14 protein-coding genes are annotated in these 19,510 nt (G+C 74.4%); 12 read left to right on the top strand and 2 right to left on the bottom strand.

The features are described from left to right. Nucleotides 1-73: 73 nt before the first annotated feature. Nucleotides 74-955 (bottom strand): TIGR03854 family LLM class F420-dependent oxidoreductase, encoded by an 882-nt coding sequence (locus I6A81_RS00700; protein WP_203005782.1) that lies wholly within the window; start codon nt 953-955, stop codon nt 74-76. Between the two features lie 145 nt (nt 956-1,100). Next, complete coding sequence (locus tag I6A81_RS00695; RefSeq protein ID WP_203005780.1) at nt 1,101-3,899, bottom strand: AMP-binding protein; 2,799 nt, start codon at nt 3,897-3,899, stop codon at nt 1,101-1,103. A 595-nt stretch (nt 3,900-4,494) separates the two neighbouring features. Here I6A81_RS00695 and I6A81_RS00690 point away from each other — a divergent pair. The 12 genes from I6A81_RS00690 (at nt 4,495) to I6A81_RS00640 (ending at nt 19,032) form a co-directional block, all read left to right on the top strand. Next, on the top strand, nt 4,495-4,710 hold the full coding sequence (locus tag I6A81_RS00690) for a hypothetical protein (protein WP_203005783.1): 216 nt from the start codon (nt 4,495-4,497) through the stop codon (nt 4,708-4,710). Continuing rightward, nucleotides 4,707-5,396 (top strand): hypothetical protein, encoded by a 690-nt coding sequence (locus I6A81_RS45355; protein WP_407661225.1) that lies wholly within the window; start codon nt 4,707-4,709, stop codon nt 5,394-5,396. Before I6A81_RS00690 ends, I6A81_RS45355 begins: the two co-directional genes overlap by 4 nt. 495 nt (nt 5,397-5,891) lie before the next feature. Beyond that, nucleotides 5,892-7,805 carry a hypothetical protein gene (locus tag I6A81_RS00680; protein ID WP_203005778.1) on the top strand — a complete coding sequence of 638 codons (1,914 nt, stop codon included), beginning with the start codon at nt 5,892-5,894 and terminating at the stop codon, nt 7,803-7,805. 846 nt (nt 7,806-8,651) lie between these two features. Then, nucleotides 8,652-10,547 (top strand): protein kinase domain-containing protein, encoded by a 1,896-nt coding sequence (locus tag I6A81_RS00675; protein ID WP_238430204.1) that lies wholly within the window; start codon nt 8,652-8,654, stop codon nt 10,545-10,547. Between the two features lie 44 nt (nt 10,548-10,591). Then, entirely contained in the window at nt 10,592-11,401 is an 810-nt protein-coding gene (locus I6A81_RS00670) for a class I SAM-dependent methyltransferase (protein WP_203005774.1), read from the top strand. A gap of 567 nt (nt 11,402-11,968) precedes the next feature. Further along, entirely contained in the window at nt 11,969-12,469 is a 501-nt protein-coding gene (locus I6A81_RS00665) for an OmpA family protein (RefSeq protein ID WP_238430194.1), read from the top strand. After that, nucleotides 12,466-13,272, top strand: coding sequence for a hypothetical protein (locus tag I6A81_RS00660; RefSeq protein ID WP_203005771.1), 807 nt, complete (start codon nt 12,466-12,468; stop codon nt 13,270-13,272). The genes I6A81_RS00665 and I6A81_RS00660 overlap by 4 nt, the downstream gene beginning before the upstream one ends. A 187-nt stretch (nt 13,273-13,459) precedes the next feature. After that, nucleotides 13,460-13,594 carry a hypothetical protein gene (locus I6A81_RS44630; RefSeq protein ID WP_285222632.1) on the top strand — a complete coding sequence of 45 codons (135 nt, stop codon included), beginning with the start codon at nt 13,460-13,462 and terminating at the stop codon, nt 13,592-13,594. Beyond that, the gene (locus I6A81_RS00655) at nt 13,591-14,172 is read left to right on the top strand and encodes a hypothetical protein (RefSeq protein ID WP_203005770.1); all 582 of its coding nucleotides are present in this window, start codon (nt 13,591-13,593) and stop codon (nt 14,170-14,172) included. The genes I6A81_RS44630 and I6A81_RS00655 overlap by 4 nt, the downstream gene beginning before the upstream one ends. A gap of 165 nt (nt 14,173-14,337) precedes the next feature. After that, nucleotides 14,338-15,414 (top strand): hypothetical protein, encoded by a 1,077-nt coding sequence (locus tag I6A81_RS00650; protein WP_203005768.1) that lies wholly within the window; start codon nt 14,338-14,340, stop codon nt 15,412-15,414. 473 nt (nt 15,415-15,887) lie between these two features. Next, the gene (locus I6A81_RS44625; protein WP_285222633.1) at nt 15,888-18,380 is read left to right on the top strand and encodes a sensor histidine kinase; all 2,493 of its coding nucleotides are present in this window, start codon (nt 15,888-15,890) and stop codon (nt 18,378-18,380) included. Between the two features lie 7 nt (nt 18,381-18,387). Then, entirely contained in the window at nt 18,388-19,032 is a 645-nt protein-coding gene (locus I6A81_RS00640; RefSeq protein ID WP_203005767.1) for a response regulator, read from the top strand. The last annotated feature ends 478 nt before the right edge of the window (nt 19,033-19,510 follow it).

Below are 19,510 nucleotides of genomic sequence, written 5' to 3'. Positions count from 1 at the left end.
CACGCTCCCGGCCATCGCCACCACCCTCAGAGGGCGTGCCCACCCGCAACCACCTAACGCAACGGCATTGGCCCTAGGTCTGCAGGGGCGTCAGCTCGGGGACGAACGCGTCCAGGAAGGCGGGCAGGCCCTCGGGCGGGACGGCTGGGTAGATCACGAACTTGCTGACACCGGCGGCGACGAAGTCGGCGATCACCGCCCGGGCGGCGTCCCAGCCGACCGGGACGAACACTCCGGGGTCGGCGTCCGGCCGCCGGGCCTGGATGGCCGCGAGCTGGGCGGCCGGCGGCTCCTTGAAGGCGACCCGCAGGCTGAGCCCGAAGTGCTCCTGGTCGACGGCGCGGCCCGCCTCGGCCGCGGCGGTGTTGATCGCGTCGATGCCGGCCGCGGCCTCGGCCGGGGTGACGAGGCTCGCGAGCCAGCCGTCGCCGAGCCGGCCGATCCGGCGCAGCGCCACCGGGGTCGCGCCGCCGAGCCACAGGTCCAGCGGGCGGGCCGGGCGCTCGCCGATCCCGATGGCGTCGAGCTGGAAGAACTCGCCGTCGTGGGTGACGGACTCTTCGGACAGCAGCCGGCGCACGACCGTCAGCGCCTCGTCGAACACCGCGCCGCGCCGGCCCGGCGGCACCGGGAAGGCGCTGCGTTCCGCGGCGCGCGCCGGCCCCAGCCCGACGACCGGCAGCACCCGCCCAGGCGCGAGCGACGCCAGCGAGGCGAGCTGCTTGGCGAACAGCGCGGGGTTGCGGCCAGGCAGCACGGCGACGCCGGTGCCGACCTTGAGCCGGTTCGTGCGCGCCAGCGCCCAGGACATCCCGACCATCGGGTCGACGGTCGCCATGGACACCTGCTCGGAGAACCACAGCGAGTCGATGTCGAGCTGGGCGACCTTCTTGACCAGACCGGACAGCGCCTCTCCAGGCACCCCGGCGAACCCCACGCCAATCCGCACCTTCACCCGACCAGCGTCCGGCGCCCTTCGGGCGCGGTCAACCAACCCGCGATCGCGGCCCGCGCACGGCCGGGCGACGCGGCCAGGCGACGACGCGGCCAGGCGACACAGCCAGGGCGACACGGCCGGGTGACGCGGCTAGGTGAAGCGGCTAGGTGACGTCTTCGAGCTGGGAGAGCTGGCGCCGGATGTCGTCGGCGAGCTCACCGACGAGCGGCTCGCGCAGCACGCTGTCGTGGTTGCCGACCACGGTGCGGGAGACCGCCAGCCCGCCGGTGAGCAGCGGCGCCCACACGGCCGGGACCGGGCGCGGGCCGGTGTCGACCGCGTCGGGCGCGGCCAGCCAGAGCAGCGCCCGCCCGTCCCACGGCCCCGGGCGGTAGACCATCGACACGACACGACCCTGGTTGTAGAAGGCGTCGTACTGGACCTTCCCGGCGAACCGGACGAAGCCGGTCAGCGGCAGCCGGGCAAGCTGCGCGGCGCGGCTGGCCAGCACGAGCGGCGCGCTCCATCGGCCGTTCCCGCTTTCGCTTCCGTCCGGTTCCTGGGCCAGGACCGGCTGGCTCCAGTCGGCGGCCCCCGTCGGGCCCGACGACCCGGCCTCGCCCTTCCAGGGCAGACGGATCGGCCTGGGCGGCGCGGTGTCGACCAGCGTCAGCAGGCCCACCCGCTCGCCGGCCGCCGTCAGCTGCCGCGCCGTCTCGAAGGCGACCAGGCCGCCGAAGGAGTGCCCGAGCAGCAGGTACGGGCCCTCCGGCTGGAGCAGCCGGATGTGGTGGGCGTGCCGCCGGGCGGCCCCACGGACGGTCCAGTCCGGGATCCCCCGGTGCTCGATCCCGTGCGCCTGCATCCCGTAGACCGGTCGCTCGCCGTCGAAGCGCGCGGCCAGCCCCAGCATCCCGACCGCGAGCCCGCCCGCGCCGGCGAAGCAGAACAGCGGGGTGCCGGTCCCGCCGGTGCGCAGCGGCAGCACGTCGGGGTGGCGCAGCGAGTCGGTCTCGGCGGTGGCCCTGGCGGCGAGCACGGCCAGCTCGGCGACCGTCGGAGCCTGCGCGAGCGCCGACGTCGGCAGCCGCACCTTCAGCTCGCCGGCCATCCGGGCGGCGACCTCCTGCGCGGCGAGCGAGTCGCCGCCGAGCTCGGTGAAGTCGTCGTGGACGCCGACCGCCTCCAGGTTGAGCACCCGCGCCCACAGCGCGGCGACCGCCTCCTCCCAGCTGCCGCTGGGCGGGTCGCCGGCGAGCGCCGGCGGGGCCGGTGGCAGCGCCAGCCGGTCGACCTTGCCACGCTCGGTGCGCGGCAGCGTCGTCATGGTGACGATCGTCGACGGGACCATGTACGCGGGCAGCCGGGAACGAAGCAGGCGGCGGATGGAGGACGCCGACGGGCGGGACAGCGGCGAGGGCACCACGTAGGCGACCAGCCTGGGCGGGTCGGCCGCCTTGTCCGCCGTCACGACCGCGTCGGCGATCTCGTCGGCGGCGAGCAGGGTCGCCTCGACCTCGATCGGCTCCACCAGGTAGCCACGGATCTTCACCATGCCGTCGAGGCGGCCGGTGATCCGCAGCGCGCCGTCGGCCCCGAACCTGCCGTAGTCGCCGGTCCGGTAGAAACGGCTGCCGGCCTCGTCGACCCCGAAACGGGTGGCGGTCTGCTCCGGGTTACGCCAGTAGCCGCCGGCCACGTAGTCGCTGCGGACGACGATCTCGCCGGCCTCGCCGGCGGGCGCGTCCGCGCCGTCCTCGGCGAGCAGCCGCACCTCCTTGCCGGGCACCAGCCGGCCGGCGGAGACGACGCCGCCGTCCGGCAGCTCGTCACCGGCGCCGAGCATGCCGAGCGTCACGAGCCCCGACTCCGACGAGCCGTAGGTGGTGACCACCCGGCCGCCCGCGGGCAGGTGTTCGAGCGCGAGGCGCACGTCGCGGGAGTAGAGCGCCTCGCCGACGGTCTGGACGAAGCGCAGGTCCTCGAGGACCTCACCCGGCTCCAGCGCGCCCATCGCGCCCCGCAGCAGCGACGGGGTCACGACCAGGATGGTCGGGCGCTCGGCGCGCAGCCATCCGGGCAGGTCGCGCAGGCCGCGTACCCGTGGGTCGTACATCGACACGACCGCTCCGGCCACGAGGCAGCGCAGCAGGACGCCGACGCCGGAGATGAAGCTGAGCGGCAGCACCAGCGCCTTGCGGTCCTCGGGGCCGAAGGCGAGGGCGTTCTGGAAGAGCAGATGGTGGTACAGGAAGGTGTCGTGGTTCCAGACCACGCCCTTGGGAACCCCGGTCGAGCCCGAGGTGAAGATCAGGATCGCCGGGTCGGCGCCGGCCCGCCTGGGGGCACGCGTGGCGGCGCCGGCCCGCCCGGGAGCGCGTGCGGCGGCACCGGACGGGGCCGCCTCGGCGGCGCGCGGGCCGGTCGCGAAGCCGGCCTTCGGGCGGCGGCCGACCGGGACCGGCTCGACCCACCGTGGGAGCAGGCCGCCCGGGTCCGGGGCCGTCTCGGTCCCGTCGGGCAGCCCGCCCATGCCGCCGACGCCGTAGCCGGCATCCGGGCCGGCGACGACGCACGCCGTGGCGCCGGCCAGCTCCAGGATCGTGGCGAGGCGCTCGCTCGGCAGGTGCGTGTCGAGCGGGACGAACGGCCGGCCGGCCTTGAGAATGGCGATCATCGCGACGGCGGCGGCGGGCTCGTGCCCCAGCAGCAGCGCGACGGGGCGGTCGGCTTCCTCGGCCGCCGCGGACCCGTCCAGCAGCCGGTCGGCCAGCTCGTCCGACCACCTGTCCAGCTCGCCGAAGGTCAGTGAGCCGCGCGGCGAGCGGACGGCCTCCGCGTCCGAGCAAAGGCTCGCGACGAGCCGGAACCGGTCGACGATGTTGCCTTCCACCTCGTCCGCGCCGAGCGGCGGTACCTGGGTGCGTCCCGTCGCCGACGCCGAGCTTGCCGCTGTCGTCACGCGAACCTCCGCCCCACTTCCCGCCCGTGCCGGCCGAGGAGGAGCCAGCCAGATGCGTCACAGGTATTTCTAAGGAAACTAACTTCCAATAGTTATTGGAATGGTGGCGAGGCATTCCATGTCACACCTTGAACACAATGAAGGGACATCTGGAGAACATTGCCAGTCGGGTAATAACGACTGGGAGCGGAAAATCCAACCAGCGCGACCCGGCGCGGGCCAGGGATGGGCCGGTTCCCACGGCGGCACACGCCGTCGGCCCACGCGCCGGCGACCCGCGCGCCGTCGGGCGGCCGCCCCCGAGCGCCGGCTGGTCAACGCCGGCCGGCACCGCGCCCCGGCACCGCGCCCCGACATCGGGCGCCAGCCCTCTCCCCCAGGACTTCCCGGCCGGGCCCAGCTCCCGGCCACACCGGTGGCGCGCCATCGGTGCGACCGTTCCCGTGGCCGGCCGCCCGCGCTCGGCGGCCGGTGAGCACCCGGCGGCGGCGGCGGCGCGCGGAGGGCCGGACCAGTCCTCGACGCCCCGTCCAGAGGCTCTCGGCCCCCTGCCCCAAGGATTGACCAACTCGCTACCAGCGCCGACCCTGGATCCATGGGTGACATCGGCAAGCCGGAGCGCATCGTCGAGGACGAGCCGATCTCCTGGCCGGACGAGGAACCACTCACGGTTCCGGCGCCCGAGCCGGCCGAGCCGGTTCCCGCCGGCGCCCGGGCCGGGGCATCCGCCTCGACGATCTCGCGCGGATCGCCGGGGCCCTTCGCGCCCGTCCCGCCCGGCGTCGACAGCTCGGCGGCCCGCGGGCGATGAGCCTGCTGGGATGGCGGCAGTGGGCCGTCGACCGCGACGGCCTGCTCCGGCCGGCCTGGACGCCGTGGTCCCCCTTCCCGCCGGAGCTGCTGCTGTGGCGCCCGGACGGGATCACCCGCGCGCACTGCCTGCGCCGCCCGCACGGGGCCGACGGCGGTCGCCAGGCCTCCGCTCCCGTCCAAGGCCCGGCGCTCGCCGTCGGCCCTGGGCACGAGCGCGGCCCTGATGCCCAGCGCGGACCCGATGCCCGGCGCGGACCCGGTGACGAGGGCGGACCCGGTTCCAAGCCCGGTCCTGATCTCGAGCGCGGGCCCGGTTTCGAGGGCGGTTCTGGTTTCGAGAGCGGTTCCGGTCCCGAGCCTGGCGGCGCCGAGGCCGGGGCGGGAACGGTCTGGGGCGGCGCCCCGGACCCGGGGTGCGTCTGCGGGCTGTACGCCTGGCGCGACCCCGCGACGCTCACCGCCGCCGCGCGTCCCCGGTGGACGAGACTGCCGATCGTGGTCGGCGCCGTCCGCCTCGGCGGACGGATCATCGTCGGCGAGCGTGGCCTGCGCGCCGAGCTCGGCTACCCCGTCGCCGTTCTCGACCCGCGACGGGTCATCGCCCCCGCCTACCAGGTGGCCCGCTACCGCGACTGGCACGCCCTGACGGCCGAGTGGCACTCGGAGGGATCCGAGGCCGCTTAGGGCGCTTCTTCTGGATCTCGCGCGCGGGTCCCGGAACGCCGATCCGCGCACACAACCAGCATCGATCTTCAGCCCGTCCCCGGTCCGGTCCGCTCGTAGATCACCAGATCTGTACGGAATTCAAGGGGATAAAACGGACAGAAATCGCCGGACCGCGCGCACGTCTGGCGATCAAGGAAGCCGCGGGTCCGCCGACGGCTCTCGATCGTCTGATGTGTACGCGAATCGGCGGTCGAGCACCCCGGCCAAGATCCACGGTAAATGGTCCTGGAGCGGTCTCCCGCCGCGCGAGGTCTCGCCGCCGTCGCGCGGCCCCGGCGGAAGAACCAGGAGCGCGGCGAAACCCCACGTCCTGGGCCTGGCCGAGGCCGGGGCGCGGCGGTTTGGCCAGTCAGCTCACCCAAAGCGACGAAAGTTCCATTAAGGGTAAAGTCCTCAGAACGCGTCGTGGCTGACGGCGCGCCGAGGGCTGCCTCGGACCGGCCTGGGGGTGACGTGTCCGCGACCTACGAACGTCCCGCCGCCGATGGCTCCCGCCTCGACGCGGCCCCTGTTCTCGAGCCCGAGCGTCCCGGACCCGAGCGTCCCGGACCCGACGATCCCAGGCACGACGGTCCCGAATCCGCCGGTTCCGCGCCCAGCCGCGCCGCCCTCGGGGCCGAGCCGGACGAGACGCCGGCCGGCCGGGCCGGGCACCGGCGGCGCGAGCCGCGCCGGATGCCCCGCTGGCCGTTGCTGTTCGTCGGCTACCTGGCGCTCGCCGCGCTGTTGCTGCGTTCGTTATGGCAGGACCCGGACGGCCGCGGCTACGGCGTCTCGGACGCGACGCTGTTCTCCTGGTACATGGGCTGGGTTCCGCATGCCCTCGGCCACGGGATGAACCCGTTCGTCACCGACGCGATCAACTTCCCGGACGGCGTCAACATCCTGTGGAGCACCCCGGTGGTGCTGCTCGCCGTCCTGGTTACCCCGATCACGCTGCTCGCCGGCCCGGTGGCCGCGTTCAACACGCTGCTGGCGCTGGCGCTGGCGGTCTCGGCGATCGCCATGTACGGCGCCGCCCGCCGCTTCGTGGCGTTCTGGCCGGCGGCGGTGGCCGGCCTGCTCTACGGCTTCAGCCCGTACATGATCGGCGCGTCGTTCGGCCACCTGCACCTGACCTTCGCGCCGTTCCCGCCGCTGCTGCTGGTGCTGCTCCACGACCTGCTGACGGGCCGTCGCGCGCCGCGGCGCACGGGTGTGCTGCTGGGCCTCGCCGTCGCCGCGCAGATGCTCATCGGCGAGGAGCTGGTGGCGACCTCCGCGCTGGTCGGCGCGCTGGGCCTGCTGATCCTCGCGGCCCGCGCCCCGAGCGCGGTGCCAGCCGCCGTGGGCTCACTCGCGCGGGCGCTGGGCTGGTGCGCGCTGGTGGCCGGCGTGCTGCTGGCCTGGCCGCTGGCGGTCCAGCTCGCCGGGCCGCAGCGGGTCGACGGCGCGATCCAGCCCCATGACGTGGCCGTCTCCGACCTGTTCACCTTCGCGATCCCCACCACGATGCAGTGGCTGGCGCCTGACCGGGCGCTGGCCCACAGCTTGCGGTTCACCGGCAGCCCGGTGGAGGTCAGCGCCTACTTCGGCGTGCCGCTGCTCGCGCTGCTCGCGGTGCTCGCCGTCCGGCTGCGCAGGGACGGGCTGGTCCGGGTGCTCACCCCGTTGTTCGTCCTCGTCGCGGTGCTCTCGCTCGGCGGCCGCCTGCACGTCGACGGCCGGATCACCGGGGTGTGGCTGCCCTGGGCGCTGGTCGAGCAGCTGCCGCTGATCGGCAGCGCGCTGGCGTCCCGGCTGTCGCTCTACCTGACCCTGTTCGCCGGGCTGGCGCTGGCGATCTGGCTCGACCAGCATCGGTCCCGGCCGTGGCGGCGCCAGGCCGCCGTGGCGCTGCTGACCGCGGCCGTCCTGGTCCCGCTGGTCCCCGCGCCGATGCGCGCGGAGCCGCTGCGCTCACCCGAGTTCTTCACGACCGCGGCCGTCGAGGTGATCCCACGCGGGTCGACGGTGCTGGTCGCGCCCTACCCTCGCCCGGACGTCCCGGACGCGATGCTCTGGCAGGCCAGGGCGGGATTCCGGTTCGACCTGCCCGGCTGCTACTGCACGGTGCCCGGGCCGAACGGCGGGGCGCAGTTCCACGGCGATCCCAGCCCGCTGACGACCGCGCTGCTGCGGGTCGAGGAGGGCAGCCTGACGGCCGCGCAGGCGCTGGCCCTGCCCGGCCTGCGCCGGGCCTACGAGGATCTGTCGCCGGACGCCGTCATCGTCGGCCCCGCGCACAACCGCGCGGAGCTGGTCGAGCTGGTCACCGGGCTGACCGGGCGTCTCCCGGTGGAGAAGCCCGGCGGCGTCGCCCTGTGGGGCGAGACCTTCCGAGCCTGAGGAACTCCACCGCGACGCCGGCACGCGAGGCCGGCGGAGTCGTCCTTCACGCGGGGCCCGCCCAGGAAGCGTCCCTCCCGCGTACGGCCCGGCCAGGAACGGCCGGGCCAGGAGAACGTCCTTCCGGACGTCACGCCCGCCCTGGACGTCACGCCCGCCCTGGACGTCACGCCCGCCCTGGACGTCACGCCCGCCCTGGACGTCACGCCGGCCCCGGACGTCACGGCAGCCCCGATGTCACGCCGGCGGGAAGCACGCGTCGAACCGGGCGCCGCCCGCAGGCGCGGCTCGGCCGAGGCGGCCGGCCGCGCTGACAACTTCCCGACAGCCGCTTTCCGAGCGCCGCGCGTCGTCGGCGACGTCCCGCGGGTGACGGCGGCCGCGGGCGCGGGCGATTTCCGGCGTCGGGCGACGGCACGTGCCCGGTCACGGACGGCCGGCGGGATTCGCGCCCACCATGGGCCGACGAAGGTGACGCGGGCCGTTCGAGGCGGATCCGCGCGGTGAGCCCGTGACAGCTAGCCGTGACCACACCATTCCGCAAAGTGCCCCCAGCCGAGTTGAGTCGGGTGGATATGGCGGGCGCCGACAAGGCCTGGCCCCGGGCGCGAGAAGCTGTTGAGGATGCCTGCCCGGATAGCCATCCGGGATGATGAAATGACCGGGGAAGTCCCGCTCGTGGCCGGAGGGGACGCCCAGTGCTCGCTCTTCACGCCCGCGGCGGCCGACGTTCCGAGGGCACCGACGTTCCGAGGGCGTTGTGGGGGTGACGTGACGGCCGGGCCAGTCGCAAACCGAGTAGTGGCGGGTCGCTACCGGCTGCTCGCTCCGTTGGGCGCGGGCGCGATGGGGACCGTCTGGCGCGCGTTCGACCAGCTGCTCGACGCCGAGGTCGCGCTCAAGGAGATCGAGTTCGCCGGCGGGGTGCCGGACGAGGAGCGCGCGGAGCGGGTGGAACGCGCGCTGCGCGAGGCCCGGCACGCGACCAAGCTGCGCGCGCACCCGCACGTCGTGACGATCCTCGACGTCGTCCTGGAGAACGGCCTGCCCTGGATCGTCATGGAGCTGGTCCCGTCGCGGTCGCTGTTCGACGTGGTCCGCCAGGACGGCCCGCTGCCGCCGGCGGAGGTCGCCCGGATCGGCCTCGCGATGGTCGACGCGCTCGCCGCCGCCGCCGACTTCGGCATCATGCATCGGGACGTGAAGCCGTCCAACGTGCTCATGGCGCACGACGGCCGGATCGTGCTGACCGACTTCGGGATCGCGACCGGCGATGGTGACCCGACACTGACCGTAACGGGTGTTATCGGCACGCCGCTCTACATGGCGCCAGAACGGCTCAACAACGAGCCCGCAACTTTGGAAGCCGACCTTTTCAGTCTCGGCGGCACTCTTTACTTCGCTGTAGAAGGACAGGCCCCGTTCGCGCGCGAAAGCTTCAGCGCGATGCTCGCGGCCATCGTGCTCGCCCCGGCCCCTCCGCCGCACAATGCCGGGCCGATCACCGACGCTCTGCTCGGCCTGCTGGCGAAGGACCCGAAGGCCCGGCCGCGGCCGGGCGAGGCGCACCGGATCTTCCTGGACGCGATCCACGCCCTGGGCGCGGAGGTGGACCTCGGGGCCACCATGGCCACGCCGCGACGGATCCAGGAGGCCACGCGCGCCCGCGCGGCGGCGCCCGCCGCTCCGGGAAGCCGGGTGTCCGGGACGGCCCAGGAGGCGGCGGCGGGGCTGGCCACGCCGACGGCCGGCCAGGCGCCGGCCGCGGGCGCCGACCTGGGCGCGCCGCCGGACCCGGCCCTGGCCGGCACCCGCGCCCGCCCCGTGCCGCCGGCGGAGCTGACCGCGGTCGAGGAGGACGGCGCGATCGCGCTGCGCTGGGCGCCGTCGCCCACACCCGGCGTCGTCTACCGGGTGTCCCGCCTGATCTCCGACCCGGCCGCCCCGGGCGGCTGGCGGCCCCGCGGCCTCGGCACCACCGGGGTCACCGAGCTGTTCGACGCCGGAGTCCCCAAGGGGGTGCCCTTCCGGCACGAGGTCGTGGCCCTCTACCGGGACGCCGTCGGCCAGAGCACCGGCGGCACCGGCCTGGACTCGCCGGCCGCGTCGAAGCCGGTCAGCACGCTGCCGCGGACCGTGCTGCCGCGGATCACCGCGCTGCGCGCCGATCTCGCCGGCGACGCGGTGGCGCTGTCCTGGCGCCCGATCCCGGGCCACGACGAGGTCGTCATCGAGCGCACCTTCGACCAGTCGTCGTCCTTCCAGGGCGCGATGCGCCGCCTGCGCGGCTCCGGCGGGCAGCACGTCGACACCGACGTCCAGCCGGGCGCCACCTACCGCTACCGGGTGTGGGTCGCGCCGCCGATCACCGGCGGCGCGCTCGACCCGTCCGGCTGCGCCGAGGTGACGGTCACCGCGGTCCCTCGCCCGCGGGCCGTGCGGGACCTGGAGAGCCGCGCGACCCTGGGCGGCACGGTGCTGCGCTGGACGAGCGTGCCCGGCGCCATCGTCCGGATCTACGCGACCCCGATGGCCACCGGTTCGGGCCTGTCGGGCACGGGGCCGTTCGGGCCGGCGGACCGCGAGGTGCGCACCGGGTCGCTGGAGGGCCGGGCCCGGTTCGTCGGCGAGAGCCGCCGCGGCCGGTACGTCGACACCGAAGGCGGCCACGAGGTCGTCTACACCCCGGTCAGCGTCGCCGGCGACCGCGCCGTCATCGGCGCCGCCGTCGTGCAGAACTGACCTCGTGCGCGGTCGTCCGTGCCCGGTCGGGCAGAGTTGATCCTGTGAGCGACACCGACGCGGGCCTCGTCCGGTACGAGGAGGTCGACGAGCCGACCGCGCGGGCGGCGAGCCGGCGCTACTGGGAGGACGCGTCCGCCGAGTACCAGCGCGAGCACGGCGAGTTCCTCGGCGACGTCGACTTCTGCTGGAGCCCGGAGGGGCTGCGCGAGTCGGAGGCTGGGCTGCTCGGCGACGTGGCCGGCCTGCGGGTGCTCGAGGTCGGCTGCGGCGCGGCGCAGTGCGCCCGCTGGCTGGCCACGCGGGGGGCACACGTCCTCGGCGTCGACCTCTCCGCGGGCCAGCTCGCGCACGGCGTCGCGCTCGGGCGGCGCGCCGGGATCGAGGTCGCGCTCGCCCAGGCGGACGCGACCGCCCTGCCGATCGCCGACGAGTCCGTCGACCTCGCCTGCTCGGCGTTCGGCGCGGTGCCGTTCGTCGCGGACAGCGGGGCGGTGATGCGCGAGGTCGCCCGGGTGCTGCGGCCCGGCGGGCGCTGGGTGTTCTCCACGAACCACCCCATGATCTGGTGCCTGCCCGACGAGCCGGACGAGCGCGGGATGCGGGTGGTGCAGAGCTACTTCGACCGGCGGGCCTACGTGGAGCGCGACGACGACGGCCGGCCCGCCTACGTCGAGACCCACCGCACGATGGGCGACCGGGTACGCGAGATCGTCGCCGCCGGGCTGGTGCTGCTGGACGTCGTCGAGCCGGAGTGGCCGGACGACAACGACCAGGTCTGGGGCCAGTGGGGGCCGGTCCGGGGCTACTACCTCCCCTCCACCGCCATCTTCGTCACCGCGAAGCCGCGCTGACCGCCCCTGGCGGCGGTCACGGTGAGGATCCGCGGATCCGCGGTACGGGCCTGAGCCGGGCCGGCCGGGTGGCTGCCCGCCGCCGCCGGCCAGGAGCGCGGCGGGGGGCGGGTGGTGACGGTCGTGGGCGTTCGGCGATCCAGCAAGGCCAAAGGTCCCGGCGGCGACAGGACCGGCGCTTCGGCGCCCGCGGGCGGCTGGCCGCCGGGCCGACGCGGGAGGCCGGGGCCGGCTCCTCCCGGCGGCTCCGGACCGCCGCCCCCGTCACCTATGGGTGCCAGCCATCACCAAGGGTTGCGCCGGGCACCAGTTGGTTGCGTGCGGTCGCAAGTAGTAGCGGTTGGTCGCGCGCCGTCGCCAGGTGACCCCCGCAACCGCGGGTGCCGATTTATCAACGCTAGACGGTCATGTCCCACTTGGTGCGCAACGGAGCGGCCTGGTCGCAGTCCAGCCATCTTGCCCCGTTATGTTTGGCCCCGCATTCGCCGTTAGGGGCTGTCTGTGTATCACGCCAACCTCTCCACCCGGGATGAAACGCCCAAGAGGCGACACATCCCGGTGGTCCGCATGCGCGCCACCGCCACCCTGCTGGTGGCCGGCGCGCTCGCCGCCGTGGCGGCCGGATGTTCCTCCAGCAGCGGTGACGACTTCACCCCGGCCGCTCCAGGCACACGCGCCAGGCCAAACGTCATCGCTGGCGAGCTTCCCTCGCTGGGCCAGTTCATCAGGTTGGCCGACGGCAGCCAGGTGTCGTCCGTCAGCGCCGACTACCTGTTCGACGCGGGCAGCGACCAGCTCCGCCCGGAGGCGGTCACGGCCATCGAGAAGGTCATACCGGCGATCAAGGTTCACGACGGGGACGTCGAGATCCTCGGCTACACCGACGGCCTCGGCGACGCCGGCTTCAACGAGGACCTGTCGCTGCGGCGCGCGAAGGCCGTCGAGCAGCTGCTCATCCAGGGAGGCGTGCCCGAGTCGATGCTGGAGCCCATCGGGATGGGCGAGGAGGGCTCGGAGGACAACGTGCCCGACTCGACCAAGCGCAAGGTGGAGATCGTCCTCAAGTGAGCACCTTCGGCGCCCCCCGACCGCTTCGCCGGCTTGCCCTGGCCCTCGCGGGTCTGCTCGCCCTCGTGCCGGCGCTCGCCGCCTGTGACCTGAGCAGCATCACCGGTCAGAAGGCCAGCGACTGCTCGATCTACCAGGACGAGGAGGCCAACGACGAGGCGTTGCCCCTGCTGCTCTTCCTGCTCGACCTGTCGGGCAACTCGCCCACGACGGCGCAGCAGGTCTCGCAGGCCCTGCGGCCCTACCTCGACACCGCGCTCGCCGAGGGCGGGTACGTCAAGCTGATCTCCAGCGGCGGCGCGGGCACGGAGCTCAGGACCGACCCGTGCTTCTCCGGGGACGCGCCCTACCTCGTCGACCGCACCAACGACACGCGGGAGATGAAGGACCGCGAGGCCGGCGGCGAGGCCCTGCAGACCGAGATCGACCACATCGTCCAGCAGACCTCCGTCAGCGCTTCGGGCAGCGCGACGAGCCTGCTCGCCGCCATCAACGACGACGTGCAGTCGCTGCGGTCCACCCCGGGTGTGCGGATCGGCGAGGTCACGGTCGTGGTGTGGAGCGACCTGCTCGGCACCGGGCAGCGGGACGACTGCCTGAACGTGGACGACAAGGAGGCCTCCGTGCAGGTCGCCGAGGCCCTTGTCACCCGGTGCTTCTCCGCGTCGCAGATCAGCGTGGTCGACGACGCGAAGATCCATTTCATCGGCATGAACCAGGGCAACCTCACCCCTCCTCAGCAGGAGCTCGCCCGATACCTGAGAGACGAGCTATGCCGGCGGCTGAGCAGTGACTGCAGCTAGCCGCGGCGCGGCCGCCACGAGCCGCGTGGGGACGCCCGTCGGGGCGACCCCACGCGGCCTTGCCGTCGGGGAATCCGGTCGACGCCCGGCGGCACCGGGCCAGCGCGGGACGCATCAGGGCCCAAGCCGGCTCTGCCCAGTCTCACGTCTGTGCGCCGTATTGCCTCCGGCGAGCGGAGGAGGAGCGATGAAGCTGCACGCCCGCGCCTCCGAGGGTGCTTATCCGCGGGCTCACCCGGCCAAGAACGGCGCGGCGTGGACCGCCATCCGCGCCGCCAGCGGCCCGCATTCGCGGGTCTATCGACCGGAGGAACCGGCATGAGCATCTACGACCAGCCAGTGCGGCCGAGCTCCGAGACCGGCGGGCAGGGCGCGTTCGTCGCCTCCACTCCGGCGGCGGCGAAGAAGCAGCGGGGCGGCGCCTTCAGCGAGTCGCGCGATCAGCACTACGCGCCCGCGCTCGTGCGTTCCACGGCCGTCATCCTCATCTGCATGGTCGCGATGGTGGCGGTCGTCGTCTTCCTGTGGATCACGCTCCCGCCGGCCTCGACCATCCGGGTATCCGTCGCCGGCTCGATCTTCGTGACCGCGATCGGCTTCTTCCTCTCCGGCAACACGTTCCGGCTGCGCGACATCCGCCGGCGGATCGGCAACAGGGCCCGGGCCGGCCTCATCGCGCCGATCGACGCTCTGTCCGAGCTCCCGCCGCGGGACACCATCCACCGCCGGTTCCTGATTGGCGCGGTCTCCGCCTTCGTGGGCCTGCTCGCCCTGATTCTCACCGCGGTGTTCGCGAGCGGCGAGAACCAGGGGAACTCGGCGGTCATCGCCCCTGTCATCGGTGGGATCTTCGCGATGCTCTGCTTTCTCGCGGGCAGCTACTCCCGCCCGATCGACTGAGCGCGGCGACCCCCGGCCGGCCCGCCATGAGCACCCGAAGACCCGCCCGCCCCGTCCCCACCCAGGCCGCTTCCCCCCGACGGCCCAGCACACCGGCCGCGGCCAACGCCACGGCCCCGAAGACCATCGAGACAGGCACGAGAAGACACGGAAAGCGAGACCCAGGTGCTGCGCAGGGGTAAGGCGCCAGGAAAGCTGGCCAAGCAGCTGATCCGCCGGGTCGGGGACGCCGACGTGGCGCTGGCGGGCGCGGAAACCCGTCCCAAGGTTCTCAAGACCCTCGAGGACGCGGAGATCCAGGAAATCCGGGCCGCGACCCGGGCCGACGCCCGCGCCCTCGAGGAGCTCATCGCCGAGCTGCGCACCGAGATCGACGCCCGCGCGGAGCGGCGCGAGCGGATGACCGAGCTGATGCGCTACAAGGTCGAGCAGGCCCGGCTGTGGCGCAGCGTGGGTGTGCAGGAACGCATTCCCCAGATGCACATGTCCAAGGGCGCCCGCCTCGCCGTGCTGTTCCTGATCGCGGCGGTCGACTTCAACGTGTTCGCCCAGGCGTACGCGACGGTGATCGACGCGGACGAGTACGGCATCGGCTGGGCGACGGGCGGCGTCATCGGTCTCGCCGTGTTCTTCTGCGGCTACACCCTCGCGCACGCTGTCAAGGGCTCGATCCTGTCCCGCGCCCAGCGCCAGTTCCTCTCGGCCGCCGACAACAACCGGATCTACGTCGACCCGTCGATCCGCCCACAGCTGGTCGACTCGAAGTCGTCGCCGCTCGCGCTCTGGCTCACCGCGATCATCTTCCTGTCGCTGATGATCGCCGCCATCGGCGTCCGCCTCGGCGGCGAGGCCGAGCCCAACCCCTCGCTGCTGTTCTTCCAGGGCCTGATCCCGCTGGTCGGCTTCGGCGTCGAGCTCTTCCTGCACGACCCGATGGAGCGCGACGACCCGCTGCCGACCTGGCGGGACCGGCGCCTCGAGCGCCGGCTCGCCAAGGCCGAGCGCCGGCTGCGCGTCGTCGCCGCCCAGGTCGAGGCCAAGGTGGCCAAGGTCGAGAAGCTCTACCGGGTCGAGGACGCCATCCTCGACGTCGAGCAGAAGGACATGGGCCTGCGGCACACCACCGACCTGGTCCTCAACGGCGGTCACATCCCCACGGTCTCCACGAACGGCCGGGTCGCGGAGGTCGACCGCGACCAACTCGAGAAGACCATCAAGATGGCCCGCAGCAGCCGCTCCTAGCCTTTCCGCCGCCCACCCTTCGGAGCTGGGGTGGCGGTTCGGACCACCAGCACCGTCGGTCCGGGCCCGCCACTCCAGCTTTTCGGTTTCCCGGCCGCCGAACGCCCTGAACGAGGCCGGTCGGACTGCTGACTTGTCCGCTGAATCGCGAGTTCTGGGTCGCGAATCAACGGACAAGCCGGGAGCCACTCCCCCAGCCTCGACCTCAACCATCACCGATGGCCATCGCTCACGACCTGTCCGGCAAAACGCGGTCCCTGGGTCGCGCCTTGCCGGACAGGTCCGAGGGCGGTGGCGACCCGGGCAGGTCAGAGCCAAGGCTGGGGCAGACCTCCGACTTGTCCGCTGTTTCGCGGGCCGCCGCCCCGGCCTTTCTCTCTTCCCGGTGGTAGATCTCGGCGCCTGGGGTGGCCAGTCCAGGTCGGGACATGGCGTCCCGTGACAGCTCCCGGCCGCTCGGACACGATCGGCTGATGCGGGGTGCTTCCTCGGCCGCTCGCCGAGTCGCGCCGGCCGTCGCGGTCCTCGGGACCGGGCTGACGGCCGCGCTCGTCGCCGTCGGCGCCCGCCTGACGGTCGCCGCCCTGGGCACACCGCCGGCGGACGAGGTCATGGCCTGGTGGCTGTCCAGCGCGACCGCCGCGCTCGGGTACGGGCTGCTCGGCGGATGGCTCGCGGCCCGGCGGCCCCGCCTGCCGGTCGGCTGGCTGCTGCTGGCCTTCGGACTCGCCCACGCCATCGCGCTCGCCGGCCCCGGCTGGCTGGTCCACCAGCTCGCCGCCCCCGGGCCGGCCCCCGCCCAGACCACCGCCGCCGCGCGGGCCGCGATGTGGGCGGGCAATGCCTCCTGGATGATCGCCGTGATCGGCACGGTCACCGTGCTGCCGATGGTGCTGCCGGAAGGCCGCCCGCCGTCACGGCGCGCCCGGTGGACGCTCGCCGCGGCCGGGCTCGCCGTCGCCGGCTTCACCGCGCAGGCGGCCGCCACCCCCTACGAGTCGTTCGCCCCCGCGCTCGCCCGCCACGGCATCCGTAACCCGACCGCCGCCGGCTGGGCCCAGTCCACCTGGGTGACGGCGCCGCTGGCCGTTCTCACCGTGGCGACGGCGCTGGCCGCGCTCTGGTCGCTGTGGCACCGCGGCCGCGGACGCCCGGCGGGCTCGGTGGGCTCGGTGGGTTCCGCGGAGCCGATGGGGTCGGAGGGTTCGATGGGCTCCGCGGAACCGTCAGGCCCGGCGAGCCCGGCGAGCCCGGCGAGCCCGGCGGGGCCGGCGGGGCCGGCGGGGCCGGCGGGGCCGGCGGGCTCGGCGGGGCGCGCCCCGGACATCCGGGACACCGGAGCGCGGCCGGGCGCGGCCGGCGCGGAACGGCAGCGGCGCCAGGTCCGCTGGATCCTGCTCGGGCTCGGCGCCTCGGTGGCTCTGTTCGCCGCCGGCTTCTGGCTGGGCCCGGTCCTCACCGCGCTCGCGATGCTCCCGCTGCCGGCGGCCTGCCTCGTGGCGGTGCTGCGCTACCAGCTGTGGGACGTCGACCTGCTGGTGAGCCGGGCGCTGGCCTACGCGGCCCTGACCGTCGCCGTCGGCGCCTGCTACGCGGCCTGCGTGGGCGTCCTCGGCGGGCTGCTCGGCCGGACCACCGGGGCGCCGCTCGTCGCGACCGCGCTCGTCGCCGTGTTCGTCGAGCCGCTCGCCCGTTGGCTGCGCGCCCAGGCCAACCGGCTGGTGTTCGGCGACGCCCACGACCCATACGCCGTGCTGAGCCTGGTCGGCGCCCGGCTGCGGGCCGCCGAGGACGCCGGCACGGTCAGCCGGCGCGTCCTGCCCGAGCTCGCCGCCGCCGTGGCCGGCGCGCTGCGCCTCCCGTACGCCGCGATCGAGGTCGGCGGCGGCGAGACCATCGAGCACGGCGTCGCGCCGCCGGCCGCCGGTGCCCACCAGGTCGAGCGGATCCCGCTGGAGTACGCGGGCACGCCGGTCGGGACGCTGCTGCTCGCGCACCGCCCGGGCGGGCTGCGCTCCGCCGAGCGCCGGCGCCTCGCCGACGTCGCCCGCAACGCCGGGGTCGCGCTGCACACCGTCGCCCTCGCCCGCGACCTGCGCCGCTCCCGCGAGCAGCTGGTCAACGCCCGGGAGGAGGAGCGCCGCCGGCTCCACCGGGAGCTGCACGACGGCTTCGGCCCGGTGCTCGCCGCGTCCGCGCTGCAGGCGGAGACCGCGCGCGACCTGCTCCCGGACGACCCGGCGGCGGCCGGGCGCATCCTCGACCGGGTGGTTCCCCGGCTGCGCGAGGCCGTCGACGACGTACGCGCCCTCGTCCACGGGCTGCGCCCGCCGGCGCTCGACGACCTCGGGCTCGGCCCGGCCGTCCGCGAGCTCGCCGGCAGGTTCGCCGGGCCCGGCCTGCGGGTCCACGTCGCCGCCGCCGACCTCGGCGAGCTGCCCGCGGCGACCGAGGTCGCCGCCTACCGGATCGCCGCCGAGGCGCTGACCAACGCGGTCCGGCACGCCGCGCCGTCCGAGGTGACCGTGCGCCTGGCCAGGATCCCGGCCGGGCTGCGCGTCGAGATCACCGACGACGGCGTGGGCCTTGCCCGCGCGGGCCTTCCCGGCCCGGACCACGCCGCCGGCGCGGCGGGCGCGGCGGGCGCGGCGGGCGCGGCCGAGGGCGCCGGGCTGGGCCTGAGATCCATGCGGGAACGCGTCGACGAGCTGCGCGGCGCCTTCGAGATCGGCCCCGGCCCGGCCGGAAGCGGCACGCGGGTCACGGCGGTGCTCCCGGCGGAGGCGACCATGCCAGAAGCGATGCCCCCGGCAGGGGCCATCTCCCCGGCAGACACGGCGCCCCCGGCAGGAGCCATGCCCCCGGCAGACACGGCGCCCCCGGCAGGCGCGACGTCCCCGGTAGACACGATGCCTCCGGCAGGCGCGACGTCCCCGGTAGACGCGATGTCTCCGGCAGAAGGGTGAGGCAGGCGTGCGTGTTCTCGTGGTCGACGACCACCCGCTGTTCCGCGAGGGGCTCACCATCGCGGTGGAGACGATGCCCGACGTCGAGGTGGTCGGCGAGGCCGGCGACGGCGACGCGGCCGTCGAGGCGGTCGGGCGGCTCGCGCCCGACGTCGTGATGATGGACCTGCACATGCCCGGCACCAACGGCATCGACGCGACCCGGCGGATCGTCGCCGAACATCCCGACGTGTCGGTCCTCGTCCTGACGATGCTCGACGGCGACGACTCGGTGTTCGCCGCGATGCGCGCCGGTGCCCGTGGCTACCTGCTCAAGGGCGCCGACCGTCAGGAGATCGCCCGCGCGCTGCGCTCCGTCGCCGCCGGCGAGGTGGTCTTCAGCGCCGCGATAGCGAGCCGGGTGCTGGCCTGGTTCGCCCGGGGTGGCCGGACGACGCCGGCGCCGTTCCCCGAGTTGACGGACCGGGAGCGGGAGATCCTGGACCTGGTCGCGCACGGCCTGACGAACCCGGCCATCGCCCGCCGCCTGCACCTGTCCGACAAGACCGTGCGCAACCACGTCTCCAACGTCTTCACGAAGCTGCACGTCGCCGACCGGGCCGAGGCGGTAGCCCGCGCCCGCGACGCCGGCCTCGGCACCGGCCCGCTCTGAGGCGGTCGCCTCGAGGTCGCCGCGCGCCCCGGATCTCCCCGACCGCTTCGCCATCCAGCCCGAACCCCGGGCGCTCCCGGACCTGCCGGACCGCCGACCTCCCAGATCGGTTCCGCCAACCCGGCAGGAACCCTGGTCGCCGATCCGGCAGGAACCCTGGCCGGGGCTCCGGGGCGTCCCGACCAGCCTGGTACCGGGCAGGACCTGTGTGGTCGGGGACGGTCCGCTCCACCACTCGCGAATCAGCGGACAAGTCGGGAGCCCGCCCGCCGGACCACAGCCCTCACCACCGCCGGCGACCATCACCCCCAACCCGTCCGCCAAAACGCGACCCACCACTCGCGAATCAGCGGACAACTCCGAAGCCCGCCCGCCGGACCACAGCCCTCACCACCGCCAGTGACCATCACCCCCAACCCGTCCGCCAAAACGCGACCCACCACTCGCGAATCAGCGGACAACTCCGAAGCCCGCCCGC

Origin of the sequence: Frankia nepalensis (assembly GCF_016786325.1) — a bacterium.
Taxonomy (GTDB): domain Bacteria; phylum Actinomycetota; class Actinomycetes; order Frankiales; family Frankiaceae; genus Pseudofrankia; species Pseudofrankia nepalensis.
The sequence above is the reverse complement of the archived record's forward strand: the minus strand, read 5'-3'. Positions and strand labels throughout refer to the sequence as shown.

What these genes read in the sequence shown, in the direction of transcription:
- I6A81_RS00690 (WP_203005783.1), top strand. Translation starts at nt 4,495, where the DNA reads ATGGGTGACATCGGCAAGCCGGAGCGCATCGTCGAGGACGAGCCGATC.
- I6A81_RS45355 (WP_407661225.1), top strand. Translation starts at nt 4,707, where the DNA reads ATGAGCCTGCTGGGATGGCGGCAGTGGGCCGTCGACCGCGACGGCCTG.
- I6A81_RS00675 (WP_238430204.1), top strand. Translation starts at nt 8,652, where the DNA reads ATGGGGACCGTCTGGCGCGCGTTCGACCAGCTGCTCGACGCCGAGGTC.
- I6A81_RS00665 (WP_238430194.1), top strand. Translation starts at nt 11,969, where the DNA reads ATGCGCGCCACCGCCACCCTGCTGGTGGCCGGCGCGCTCGCCGCCGTG.
- I6A81_RS44630 (WP_285222632.1), top strand. Translation starts at nt 13,460, where the DNA reads ATGAAGCTGCACGCCCGCGCCTCCGAGGGTGCTTATCCGCGGGCTCAC.
- I6A81_RS00655 (WP_203005770.1), top strand. Translation starts at nt 13,591, where the DNA reads ATGAGCATCTACGACCAGCCAGTGCGGCCGAGCTCCGAGACCGGCGGG.
- I6A81_RS44625 (WP_285222633.1), top strand. Translation starts at nt 15,888, where the DNA reads ATGCGGGGTGCTTCCTCGGCCGCTCGCCGAGTCGCGCCGGCCGTCGCG.